Source organism: Gordonia sp. (in: high G+C Gram-positive bacteria), assembly GCF_049299075.1.
In the GTDB taxonomy this organism is placed as follows: Bacteria; Actinomycetota; Actinomycetes; order Mycobacteriales; family Mycobacteriaceae; genus Gordonia.
The window spans coordinates 1-11855 of record NZ_JBAQWU010000189.1; the positions used below are offsets into that span (position 1 = coordinate 1).

General features: G+C 66.8%; 11 protein-coding genes. 8 read left to right on the forward strand and 3 right to left on the reverse strand.

The genetic code is table 11. From position 1 onward, the window contains the following. The first annotated feature begins 92 nt into the window (after positions 1 to 92). The 4 genes from glyA to WAW85_RS06115 all read left to right on the forward strand — a co-directional run bounded on the left by glyA (position 93) and on the right by WAW85_RS06115 (position 4261). Complete coding sequence (gene glyA, locus WAW85_RS06100) at positions 93 to 1385, forward strand: serine hydroxymethyltransferase (protein WP_422558742.1); 1293 nt, start codon at positions 93 to 95, stop codon at positions 1383 to 1385. A 31-nt stretch (positions 1386 to 1416) separates the two neighbouring features. Continuing rightward, positions 1417 to 2289, forward strand: a complete 873-nt coding sequence (locus tag WAW85_RS06105; RefSeq protein WP_422558743.1) for an acyl-ACP desaturase — start codon at positions 1417 to 1419, stop codon at positions 2287 to 2289. Between the two features lie 49 nt (positions 2290 to 2338). Then, complete coding sequence (locus WAW85_RS06110; protein WP_422558744.1) at positions 2339 to 2773, forward strand: hypothetical protein; 435 nt, start codon at positions 2339 to 2341, stop codon at positions 2771 to 2773. Between the two features lie 186 nt (positions 2774 to 2959). After that, complete coding sequence (locus WAW85_RS06115) at positions 2960 to 4261, forward strand: PhoH family protein (RefSeq protein WP_422558745.1); 1302 nt, start codon at positions 2960 to 2962, stop codon at positions 4259 to 4261. A 23-nt stretch (positions 4262 to 4284) separates the two neighbouring features. Here the strand turns inward: WAW85_RS06115 and WAW85_RS06120 are convergent, their stop codons facing one another. Then, positions 4285 to 4887: a class I SAM-dependent methyltransferase gene (locus WAW85_RS06120; protein WP_422558746.1), complete on the reverse strand. Its 603-nt coding sequence runs from the start codon at positions 4885 to 4887 to the stop codon at positions 4285 to 4287. 94 nt (positions 4888 to 4981) lie between these two features. Here WAW85_RS06120 and WAW85_RS06125 point away from each other — a divergent pair, with 94 nt between their 5' ends. Next, on the forward strand, positions 4982 to 5860 hold the full coding sequence (locus WAW85_RS06125) for a L,D-transpeptidase family protein (RefSeq protein ID WP_422558747.1): 879 nt from the start codon (positions 4982 to 4984) through the stop codon (positions 5858 to 5860). Positions 5861 to 5945: 85 nt separating this feature from the next. Here WAW85_RS06125 and WAW85_RS06130 read toward each other — a convergent pair whose 3' ends face one another. Then, a complete protein-coding gene (locus tag WAW85_RS06130) occupies positions 5946 to 6566 on the reverse strand; it encodes a TMEM175 family protein (protein ID WP_422558748.1) in 621 nt (206 codons plus the stop codon). A gap of 11 nt (positions 6567 to 6577) precedes the next feature. Beyond that, the gene (locus WAW85_RS06135; RefSeq protein ID WP_422558749.1) at positions 6578 to 7252 is read right to left on the reverse strand and encodes a PIG-L deacetylase family protein; all 675 of its coding nucleotides are present in this window, start codon (positions 7250 to 7252) and stop codon (positions 6578 to 6580) included. 23 nt (positions 7253 to 7275) lie between these two features. Between WAW85_RS06135 and fdnG the strand changes: the two genes are divergently transcribed. The 3 genes from fdnG to nrfD form a co-directional block, all read left to right on the forward strand. Continuing rightward, positions 7276 to 10458, forward strand: a complete 3183-nt coding sequence (gene fdnG / locus WAW85_RS06140) for a formate dehydrogenase-N subunit alpha (protein WP_422558750.1) — start codon at positions 7276 to 7278, stop codon at positions 10456 to 10458. Beyond that, a complete protein-coding gene (locus WAW85_RS06145; protein WP_422558751.1) occupies positions 10458 to 11447 on the forward strand; it encodes a 4Fe-4S dicluster domain-containing protein in 990 nt (329 codons plus the stop codon). The genes fdnG and WAW85_RS06145 overlap by 1 nt, the downstream gene beginning before the upstream one ends. Then, positions 11444 to 11855, forward strand: a 412-nt coding sequence (gene nrfD / locus WAW85_RS06150) for an NrfD/PsrC family molybdoenzyme membrane anchor subunit (RefSeq protein WP_422558752.1), incomplete at its 3' end; no start/stop codon positions are given. The genes WAW85_RS06145 and nrfD, both read left to right, overlap by 4 nt.

The following is an 11855-nucleotide window of genomic DNA, read 5'->3' on the forward strand; positions in this document are numbered from 1 at the left end:
GACAAGCTCAGGGGGCGGGATTTAGCTCAGGGGGCGGGATTTAGCTCAGGGGGCGGGACTTAGCTCAGGGGGCGGGGCTTAAACTAGCCTGCATGACCCTCTTTACGCAGTCCTTGGCCGAGCTCGATCCCGACCTTGCGGCCGCCATGAACGGCGAACTCTCCCGCCAGCGGGACACGCTGGAGATGATCGCGTCGGAGAACTTTGTGCCGCGCGCCGTGCTCCAAGCGCAGGGCAGCGTGCTGACCAACAAGTACGCCGAGGGGTATCCGGGTCGCCGCTACTACGGCGGTTGTGAGTACGTTGACGTCGTCGAGGAGATCGCCCGCGACCGCGCCAAGGAACTGTTCGGCGCCGAGTTCGCCAACGTGCAGCCGCACTCGGGTGCGCAGGCCAATGCCGCCGTGCTGATGGCGCTGATGGAGCCCGGCGAGACGCTGCTTGGTCTGGACCTGTCGCACGGCGGTCACCTGACCCACGGCATGCGCCTGAACTTCTCCGGCAAGCTGTACGACAACCAGTTCTACGGTGTCAGCAAAGAGGACTTCCGCGTCGATATGGACGAGGTCCGCAAGATCGCCAAGGACACCAAGCCGAAGGTGATCGTGGCGGGCTGGTCGGCCTACCCGCGCACCCTTGATTTCGCCGCCTTCCGCGAGATCGCCGACGAGGTCGGCGCCAAACTGTGGGTTGATATGGCCCACTTCGCTGGACTCGTCGCCGCCGGCCTGCACCCCAGCCCGGTGCCGTTCGCCGACGTCGTCTCCACCACCGTGCACAAGACCCTCGGTGGCCCGCGTTCGGGGCTGATCCTGGCTAAGCAGGAGTACGCCAAGAAGCTGAACTCGGCGGTCTTCCCCGGCCAGCAAGGTGGCCCGTTGATGCACGTAATCGCCGCCAAGGCCGCCGCGCTGAAGATCGCCGCGTCCGAGGAGTTCGCCGAGCGGCAGCGTCGTACCGTGTCCGGTGCCCAGATCCTGGCCGCGCGTCTGATGAGCGACGATGTCGCGAAGGCCGGCGTCACCGTGCTGACCGGCGGCACCGATGTGCATTTGGCGCTGGTGGATCTGCGTGACTCCGAGCTCGACGGCCAGCAAGCCGAGGATCTGCTGCACGAGGTCGGCATCACCGTCAACCGCAACGCCGTCCCGTTCGACCCGCGGCCGCCAATGGTCACCTCGGGTCTGCGGATCGGTACCCCGGCGCTGGCCACCCGCGGTTTTGGCGACACCGAATTCACCGAGGTCGCCGACATCATCGGCACCGCGCTCGCCGCAGGCAAGAACGCCGACATTGTGGGCCTGCGCGCCCGCGTCTCCGCCTTGGCTCTCGACGTTCCCCTGTACGAGGGGCTCGAGAACTGGGGACTGATGAGCAGTCGATAACAATTTGTGACCCGTCGACTAGGATGTAGCTGTGGCCGTACTGGATGAAGACCAACTGATCAACGCCCTTGAGAAGGCGCTCCCGGAAATCGCCGAGGAGCACACCCTCGGGGCGCAGAGCTGGGATCCGCACGACTGGGTGCCGTGGAGCAAGGGGCGCAATTTCGCGTTCCTGGGCGGCGACGACTTCGAGGCCGGTCAGGAGACGCTGTCCGCGGAGACCGCTGCACCGTTGCTCGCGCTGCTACTGACCAAGGACAACCTGCCGTCCTACCACCGGGTGCTGGCGATCTGGTTCCCGGCGTTCTCCGACTGGCGTCAGCTCGTCGGCGTGTGGACCGCCGAGGACAACCGGCACGCGATCGCGTTGCGCGACTACCTGGTTGTGACCCGTGCGATGGATCCGGTAGACGCCGAGAACCGTCGCCGCATCCATGTGGTGCAGGGGTGGAAGCAGACGCCGGAGTCCGTCGCCGGCGTCGGCCCGATGGACGCCCTTGCCCTGCTGGCCGTGCACGAGAATCAGTGCGTACATTTCCTGAACCGCCTCGAGGAGCGTTCTGAGGATCCGCAGCTGACGACGATCCTGGAGAAGATCCAGACCGACGACGCCGTGCAGGCAGCCACCTTCCAGGCGTTCCTGATGGCCGGCATGGTCGCCGACCAGGAGGCCACCGTCGTGGCCGTCGACAACGCCCTCGCCCAGATCGAGCACATCGGCGCCGACTGTGCCGACTTCGACGCCCAGCGCGCCCTGTTCGCCGATTTCGAGACCGAGGCGACCGATGCCGCGATCGCGAAGAAGCTGGTGCAGGAACTGAAGTTGGACAGTGTGCAGGAACTCAGCGACGAGGCCGAGGCCGCCCGCCAGCGCATCCTCGCGCTGGCCGCTAAGGCCGCCTGACCGCAGTAGTCCCCGAACCCACGGACATCCTCTCTTCCGGGAGGTATCCGTGGGTTTGTTGATTCTGGTGCTGCAACCGAATCAGCGGTACGGCCTGAACAACTGCTTCAACGCGGTCGCGGTCTACGAGCACACCAATGCGATCGTGGTCGGCGCCACCCGCGAATCGCAGATCACTGCGGACTGGGACGGCGGGGCCGATGAGATTACTGCCGATGACATCACTGATGAGCGGATGATCGCGCAATGTGCGGACGAGGAAGTCGACACGCAGACCTTCACGCTGCAGCGTCCGCTCGGTGACCGGCCGATCCTGACCGCCGCGCCGCTGGGCGATCCGGCGCAGTACGGCCTGGCGTTCGCCCCGGGGCCGGCGACCTCGCTGGAAGAGGTTCCCCGGCCGGGCGTGAAGCAGCCGCTGACCCCGGTGGAGATCGATCCGGCGTGGACGCCGATGCTGTTGCTGGCTCCTGCCGCTGGGTAGTTTGTCCGCGTAACACGACGTTCACCGACACGCGGCTTTCGAGTCCCCGAGTGTTGTACCTCACGCGCGTAGCGTCGGCTGGGACGGGCCGTGGGGAAGCGGCTTGTTCAGGACCGTTCCGGTCTCGGCCGGCGGCCTGCCGATCTCGCCTCGCGCGAGCGCGCGCGAGGCACTTGGGAGTCAGCCGTGACCGCACGCACCTATGTACTCGACACCTCCGTTCTGCTGTCCGACCCGCGGGCGATGACCCGCTTCGAGGAACACCAAGTGGTCTTGCCCCTGGTGGTCATCAGCGAGCTGGAGGGCAAACGCCATCACAGTGAGCTGGGCTGGTTTGCGCGCACCGCGCTGCGCCTGCTCGACGATCTGCGCATCGAACACGGACGGCTCGACGTGCCGATTCCGATCGGCAGCGACGGTGGCACGGTTCAGGTCGAGTTGAATCACACCGATCCGACGGTGCTGCCGGCCGGCTTCCGGAACGACTCCAACGACTCGCGGATCCTGGCGTGCGCGCTGAATCTGCGCGCCGAGGGCAAGGACGTCACGCTCGTCACCAAGGACACGCCGTTGCGGGTGAAAGCCGGTGCGGTGGGCCTGGCCGCCGACGAATATCACGCACAAGACGTCCTCGTCTCCGGCTGGACCGGTATGGACGAAATCGACGTTTCGGCAGCCGAGATCGACGACCTCTTTGCTGAGGGCATCGTCGACGTCGACGAAGCCCGCGACCTACCGTGCCACACCGGCGTGCGGTTACTCGGCGGCGGATCCTCCGCGCTGGGCCGGGTGACCGAGACCAAGCAGGTGCAGTTGGTGCGCGGTGAGCGCGAAGCCTTCGGTCTGCGTGGGCGTTCGGCCGAGCAGCGCGTGGCGCTCGATGTGTTGCTCGACGAGTCGGTCGGCATCGTCTCGCTGGGCGGCAAGGCCGGTACCGGTAAGTCGGCGCTGGCGTTATGTGCTGGCTTGGAGGCGGTGCTGGAGCGGCGCACGCAGCGCAAGGTGGTCGTATTCCGCCCGCTGTACGCGGTCGGTGGCCAGCAGCTTGGCTATCTGCCGGGTGGCGCCGACGAGAAAATGGGGCCGTGGGCCCAGGCCGTGTTCGACACGCTCGAAGGACTGGTGTCCACCGAGGTGATCGACGAGGTGCTCTCCCGCGGCATGCTCGAAGTGCTGCCGTTGACGCACATCCGCGGCCGCTCGCTGCACGACTCGTTCGTGATCGTCGACGAGGCGCAGTCGTTGGAACGCAATGTGCTGCTGACGGTGCTGTCTCGCCTCGGCTCCGGCTCTCGGGTAGTGCTCACGCACGATGTCGCCCAGCGCGACAACCTGCGGGTCGGTCGGCACGACGGGGTGGCCGCGGTGATCGAGAAGCTCAAAGGCCACCCTTTGTTTGCGCACATCACCCTGACCCGCAGCGAACGTTCACCGATCGCCGCCCTGGTGACCGATCTGCTGGAGGAGTTCACCCCCGGCGAGGGCTGATTTCGACTCGCTACGCGTCGAAATCACACCCGTCGCAGGATCGAGACGGCCCAGTCGGAGTCCGGAGTCCACGGGCGGATGTCCCAGGAGGCCAGGCGTAGGTCCAGGCGCAGGCCGGCGTCGGTGGCGGCGTCATCGAATGCGTCGAGCGTCAGGTGCCGGTTGGTGTGGAAGCCGACCACCAGCGGGGCGTCGTCCTTCAGGTGTGCGGCCAGCCGGCGCAGGACCTGCGTCTCGCTGCCGGGCGCAACGAAGACCAGGACGTTGCCCGCGCAGACGATCGCATCGAATTTCTCGTCGATACCGCGGACGGGAAGGTCGAGCTCGGCCAGATCGCCGACCAACCACTGCGGACCCCGATGGTCGTCCGCGGCGGCGGCGATGAGGATCGGGTCGACGTCGACGCCGACCACGCGATGTCCGGCTTCGTGCAGGTAGGCGCCCACGCGACCGGGGCCGCAGCCGGCGTCCAGAACGTGGGCACCGCGCGGTACCATCGCGTCGATAAAGCGCGCTTCGCCGCCCAAATCGTCGCCGTCGGCAGCCATCTTCCGGAAGCGTTCGACATACCACTGACTGTGTCCGGGCTTGGTGTCGGTGATCCAGCGGGGTGGGGTGGTGGCCATGGCGTTCACCCTACCGACGCGGGTGAACATTGCGGTCCGGTGACAATTGTCGTCGTAAGTGGCACGAGTGTAATTCCGCTGCCAAGATAGCCTGGTGCTGAAGTTATTTGTGAGCCGTATGTGGCAACTGGGGTTAATGGTGCTGGCGGCCGTGGTTGCCGTCGCCGCGCTTCCCGGTACCGCCTCGGCGGAACCGACCCCCGATGTGCAGTCGATGATCGAGAATCTGCTGCGCGGGCTGACCATTCCCGGCATGCCCACCCCGGGCAACCCGGTCGGTGACACCAGCCAGATGGTCGTGGTCTCGATGCCCTCGCCGACTGCCGTTCAGGGCACACTCACCGCGTTCGAGAAGGATGCGAACGGCCAGTGGAAGCCGGTCATCGGCCCGGTGCCGGCCTTTGTCGGCAGCAAGGGCATCGGGAAGCCGGAGGACAACGTCCACCGCACGCCCGAAGGCACCTTCGCTTTCGGCAAGGCCTTCGGCCGGCTGGACAATCCGGGCACCAAAATGCCGTACACCAAGGTGGACCGGCAGGACTGGTGGGACGGCAACATGAAGTCGCCGACCTACAACCGCATGGTGCGCCAGCCGAATTCGCCGGGCGAGGGCAGCGAGAACCTGTACGACATGGGCTCGGCCTACGACTACGCGGTGCAAATGGTGCACAACCCGACCAACACCCCGGGCAATGCATCGGCGATCTTCCTGCACGTCGGCAGCGAGCCGACCTGGGGCTGCGTCGCCATTGGGCTGGACGCCATGAAGAAGGTGCTCGAGTGGTTGGACCCGGCGAAGAACCCGAAGATCACCGTGGGGGTGAACGCCCAGACACCGACCGACATCAAGGATGCGCCGTCGGTGACCGATCCGCAGGGCGCCCCGCTGAGCGACGACGCGCTCACGGCCATCCTCAGCCAGTTCACCGCGGTGATCCCGGAACTCCTGCAGACGGTGACCGGCAGCAGCTAGACAACGCCCAGCTGGACAACGTCACGGCCTGAGTCGACTGGCTCACCAGCCGAAATAGTCCTCGCCCGGACGCCGCGACCGTGGCTCAGTGCTTCGCGCGGCTGATGAGGGCGTCGATGGGGGAGGCCAGGAGCAGGAGGAGCAGGGGCCAGGCATTGGCGCCCGGGACGACGATGGCGACGATCAGGGCGGCGGTCACCGTGATCAGCGCACCGAGGCCCCGCTGGTGGACCGCCCAGACCGCAGTCTCCGGGTCGTCGTCGAGCAATTCCGGGTGCGCGATGCCCCACCGCGCAATGGCGATCAAGCTAGCGATGGAAATACCCAGCACCGCGATGTAGAAGACGTTGGCCCAGCGCATATCGGAGTTGTCGAGCACCGCGGTGGCGAACGGCAGGATCACGATGGTCAGCAACCAGACGAGGTGCAGTTTGAACAGGGTGTCGTCGTAGCCGACGAAGTGCTCGATGGTCCGGTGATGGTTGCGCCAGAGCGCCCAGATCACCGCGAAGCTGATCAGGAAGCTCACCACCACCATGTAGTGATCGGCGATGAAGCGCCCGAAGTTGTCCTCGTCGATGTCCTCGTTCGCCAGGTCGGTCAGCGGCAGCACCAGCAGGGTCAGTGCGATGGCGACTACCGCATCGGCGAAGGTGATCAGCCGGGTGAAACCCTCATGTGTTCGGCGTTCGACATGCCCGCGCATGGCTGCGTCTGTTAGGGGCGGAGCTGGGTGAAACCGACGGCGTGCGCGGCATCGAAACCGTCCTTGGGGGCGACCATCATCGTCACCTGAGCCCGAGCCTGGTCGACGACGGGCGTATCGGGGTCGAGCACGCTGAGATAGACCCGGTGCTCGGCCAGCGAATCGACCGCAGGCTCAACGTAGCCAGCGACGTCGACGGCGTGGGTAGAGCCCGGGCCGTTGGCAAACAGTGCGCGCGGCGGCTGGGCTAGCGCGTCGTAGGCATCGATGACGGCGGCGGTGAACTCCATGTGATCGCGCTGATTGGGCTTGCCGGGCGCGAACTCCGCACCGCCGTAGAGCGTCAGCACGATGTCCGGGTTGACCCGCACGATGGTCTCGCCGATCTTCTCGCGCAGGGCCGCAGAATTGACGAGGCGACTGTCCGGGAAACCCCAGAACTCCACTTCGTCGACGCCGACGATGGCCGCCGACGCGCGCTGCTCGTCCTCGCGTAGCGGTCCGGCCTCCGTCGGCGCCATACCCTCGATGCCGACCTCGCCGCTGGTCGCCAGGGCATAGGTGACGAGCTTGCCTTCGGCGGTCCAGCGCGCCACGGCGGCGGCCATACCGTATTCGGGATCATCGGGATGGGCGACGAGCACCAGGGCGCTGGACCAGTCGGTCGGGAACTCCGCGATAGCCATGTGCGTGAGGCTACTCTGGATTCATGGCGAGGTTCAGCCCGTTGCAATGGCCGGTGATCCGGCAATTGCGCAGCGGCGACGCCCTCGGCCGGGGCCCCGCAGTCCAATCGAACGCCAACCGCGCCCTGCAGTCCCGTCTGACCACTGCCGACCGCGTCGTGCGCAGCGTGTGCCCATTCTGCGCCGTCGGCTGCGGCCAGAAGGTGTATGTCAAAGACGAACGCGTCATCGCGATCGAGGGCGATCCGGACTCGCCGATCTCGCGGGGTCGGCTTTGTCCGAAGGGCGCGTCGAGCGAGCAACTTGTCAACAATTCCTTGCGGCAGACCACCGTCCGCTATCGGGCGCCGTACGCGACGGACTGGCAGGATCTCGATCGCGATACTGCGATCGACATGATCGCCGATCGCTTCCTCACCGCGCGCCGCAATCACTGGCGCGACGTGGACGATCGTGGCCGCCCGCTGCGACACACCCTGGGTATCGCCTCGCTCGGCGGCGCGACGCTCGACAACGAAGAGAACTATCTGATCAAGAAGCTCTTCACCGCTGCCGGCGCCATTCAGATCGAGAACCAGGCGCGTATTTGACACTCCGCCACGGTTCCCGGTCTGGGAGCCTCCTTCGGCCGCGGCGGCGCCACTCAATCCCTGCAAGACATGGCCAATGCGGACTGCATCATTCTCATGGGCGGCAATATGGCCGAGGCGCACCCCGTCGGCTTCCAGTGGGTCACCGAGGCTAAGGCTCGCGGCGCCCGCGTGATCCACGTCGACCCGCGGTTCACCCGCACATCGGCGGTGGTCGACAAACACATCCCGATGCGGGCCGGCTCGGACATTGTGCTGCTCGGTGGGCTGATCAACCACGTTTTGAGCACCGGCACCTACTTCCACGACTACGTCGTCGCGTACACGAACGCAGCGACGCTGGTCGACGGTGAGTTCACCGATACCGACGACCTCGACGGGCTGTTCTCCGGCTTCGACGACGAGACCGGTACCTACGACAACACCACCTGGCAGTACGCCGCCGGCGATGAGCGCGACGAGACACTCACCGATTCGCGTACGGTGTTCCAGATCCTGACGCGGCATTACGCGCGGTACACCCCGGCGATGGTCGAGCAGATGTGCGGTGTCTCGCGCGCCGACTTCGACTATCTGGCGCAGACGCTGACCGAGAATTCCGGGCCCGAGCGCACCGGCTGCTTCGGCTACGCCACCGGCTGGACGCAGCACACCATGGGTGCTCAGGTGATCCGCACCGCGGCGATTCTGCAGCTGCTACTGGGCAACGTCGGCCGTCCAGGCAGCGGCATCATGGCGCTGCGCGGGCATGCGAGCATTCAGGGATCCACTGATATTCCGACGCTGTTCAACCTGCTGCCCGGCTACCTGCCGATGCCGTCGGTCGGTAAACACGACACCTTCGCCGACTACCTGGCGGCGGTGAAGCCAGCGACCGGCAAGGGCTACTGGGCGTATGCGCAGGACTACACGGTGAGTCTGCTGAAGGCGTGGTGGGGGGAGGCGGCGACTGCCGAGAACGATTGGGCGTACAGCTACCTGCCGCGTCTGGACGGTCCGGCCGGCACCTACCAGACCGTCGTGCAGATGCTGGAGGGGAAGGTCGAGGGGTACTTCGTCGTCGGCCAGAACCCGGCGGTCGGTTCGGCCAATGCCCGCCAGCAGCGGATGGCGATGGCCAAACTCAAGTGGCTTGTGGTGCGCGACCTCAACATGATCGAGAGCGCGACCTGGTGGAAAGACGGACCGGAGATCGCCTCGGGGGAGCTGCAGACCGAGGAGATCGGCACCGAGGTGTTCTTTCTCCCGGCGGCCACACACGTGGAGAAGTCGGGTAGTTTCACTCAGACCCAGCGGATGGTCCAGTGGCGGCACCAGGCGGTGGCCCCACCCGGTCAGGCGCAGAGCGAACTGGACTTTTACCACGATCTCGGCGTCCGAATCCGGCAGCGGCTGGCCGACTCCGACGACCCGCGCGATCGACCGCTGCTGGATCTGACCTGGGACTACCCGGTCAACAGTCACGGTGAGGTGGACCCCGAAGCCGTACTCGCGGAGATCAACGGCCGCTACGTGAGCGGCCCGGAGGCGGGCCAGCCGCTGGACTCATACACCCAGCTCCGGTCGGACGGGTCGACGATCGCCGGTTGCTGGATCTACACCGGCGTGGCGGCCGGCGGCGTCAACCAGGCCGCCCGGCGCGTACCAGGCGGCGGCCCGGGTGTCACCCAGAGCCAGTGGGGCTGGGTGTGGCCGGCCGACCGGCGGATCCTCTACAACCGGGCCTCGGCCGACCCGCAGGGACGCCCGTGGAGTGAACGCAAGAAGTACGTCTGGTGGGACGAGCAGACGCAGCGGTGGACCGGCGACGACGTCCCCGACTTTCCGGTGGACGTCGCCCCCGGCACGGTGCCCGATCCGGGTGCGGTCGGGGCCGCGGCGATCGCCGGCAATGACGCCTTCGTCATGCAGTCCGACGGAAAAGGTTGGCTGTTTGCGCCCAGCGGTCTGGTCGACGGCCCGCTGCCGACGCACTACGAAGCGCAGGAGTCTCCGGTGCGCAATGCGCTGTACGCGCAGCAGCAGGCGCCGACCCGGCTACTGCTGCCACGCCCGGACAACCTCGATGCGCCGAGCGCCGGTGATCCGGGTGCCGAGGTGTACCCGTACGTCTTCACCACCTATCGGCTCACCGAGCACCACACCGCCGGCGGTATGAGCCGCTGGTCGCCGTACCTGGCCGAACTGCAGCCGGAGATGTTCTGCGAGGTGTCCCCGGCGCTGGCCGCGCAGGCCGGTTTGGCGAACGAGGGCTGGGCGACAATTATTTCGCCGCGCGCGGCGATCGAGGCGCGGGTGCTGGTGACCGATCGACTGCGGCCGCTGGAGATCAACGGACGCCAGGTGCATCAGGTCGGCTTGCCGTATCACTGGGGGGCGGGCAGTGATGCGGTGGTGACCGGCGATGCCGCCAACGACCTCGTCGGCGTCGCCATGGACCCGAATGTGTTTATCCAGGAGTCGAAGGTGGGATCGTGCGCGGTGATCGCGGGCCGTCGTCCGCGGGGCGCGGCGGTAGCGGACCTGGTTCGCGAGTATCAGCGTCGCGCAGGTGTCAGCATCGAGACAGATCACGCGCGCCGAACCGGAGAGCCCCGGACCGGGGAGGAGGACTGATGGGACAATTGACTGGACCGTCTGATCCGAGCACCGATGCGCACTGGCCGATCGGCGAGCCGCGGCGCGGCTTCTTCACCGACACCTCGATTTGTATCGGGTGCAAGGCGTGCGAGGTGGCCTGCAAGGAGTGGAATGGCAATCCGCGCGACGGCGACCTGGAGTTCACCGGCATGTCGTACGACAATTCGGTGGCCCTGGGTGCCAGCACCTGGCGGCATGTCGCGTTCATCGAGCAGGACGCCGAGCGGATCGAGACCGCGCGGGAGTCGGGGGCACGGCTGGTCGGGCTAGGCATACCGTCGATCGGCAGTGCCCCCGACACAAATCCGCCGGACACCGCTCCGCCGGATACACCCGAGTTTCGCTGGCTGATGTCGTCGGACGTGTGCAAACACTGCACGCATGCCGGGTGCCTGGACGTATGCCCGACCGGGGCGATGATGCGCACCGAGTTCGGCACCGTCGTGGTGCAGTCGGATATCTGCAACGGGTGCGGCACCTGCGTAGCCGGCTGCCCGTTCGGGGTCGTCGAGCGGCGGAGCGACGGAACCGTGGCGCCGACCACGCGCGAGGGTGAGCGCAAGGGTGAGCAGCCCGAGGTCCCGAACAAGGGGATCGCCCAGAAATGCACGCTCTGTTACGACCGGCTGCGCGCCGACCAGACCCCCGCGTGTGCCCAAACCTGTCCGACGACGTCGATCTCGTTCGGGCAGCGCGACGATATGGTGGCCAAGGCGCACGCGCGGGTCGCCCAATTGCACGCCGAGGGGATGACCGAAGCCCGGCTGTACGGCGCCAACGAGAACGACGGTGTGGGCGGAACCGGATCGGTGTTCCTGCTACTTGACGAGCCGGAGGTCTACGGTCTGCCGCCCGATCCGCGGGTGCCGACCGCCGATCTGCCCGACATGTATAAGCGGGCCGGACTCGCGGTGGGTGCGATGCTGACGGCGGCGGCCCTCTCGTTTCTGGGCGGCCGCCGATGACCAGTTCCGAATACGACCAGTTCCGGCCGCCGCGTCCGCCGCGAAAGCGCAACGGCCGCAAAGGCAGTGGTGCCCGTAAGGGCGGCGCGGGCGACCTGATGGTTCCGCAGGTGCAGGTGGAGCATCTCGACTCACGCGGCTACTACGGCCATCCGGTGGTGAAGCCCCCACCGTGGGAGTGGCCGGTGGGCGCATATCTGTTTCTCGGCGGTCTCGCCGGCGGTTCCGGACTGCTGGCGCTCGGCGGGCAGGTGACCGGGCGGACCGAATTGCGGCGCAATGCCCGCCTGGGCGGATTGACGGCCGCGGGGCTGGGGGCGGTGGCGCTGATGGCCGATCTGGGGCGACCCGAACGCTTTCTGCACATGCTGCGGACGTTCAAAGTGACCTCGCCGATGAGTGTGGGGT

Excerpts from the sequence above, each read along its gene's own strand:
- glyA (WP_422558742.1), top strand. The coding sequence starts at position 93 with ATGACCCTCTTTACGCAGTCCTTGGCCGAGCTCGATCCCGACCTTGCG.
- WAW85_RS06145 (WP_422558751.1), top strand. The coding sequence starts at position 10,458 with ATGGGACAATTGACTGGACCGTCTGATCCGAGCACCGATGCGCACTGG.
- WAW85_RS06135 (WP_422558749.1), bottom strand. The coding sequence starts at position 7,252 with ATGGCTATCGCGGAGTTCCCGACCGACTGGTCCAGCGCCCTGGTGCTC.
- WAW85_RS06120 (WP_422558746.1), bottom strand. The coding sequence starts at position 4,887 with ATGGCCACCACCCCACCCCGCTGGATCACCGACACCAAGCCCGGACAC.
- WAW85_RS06130 (WP_422558748.1), bottom strand. The coding sequence starts at position 6,566 with ATGCGCGGGCATGTCGAACGCCGAACACATGAGGGTTTCACCCGGCTG.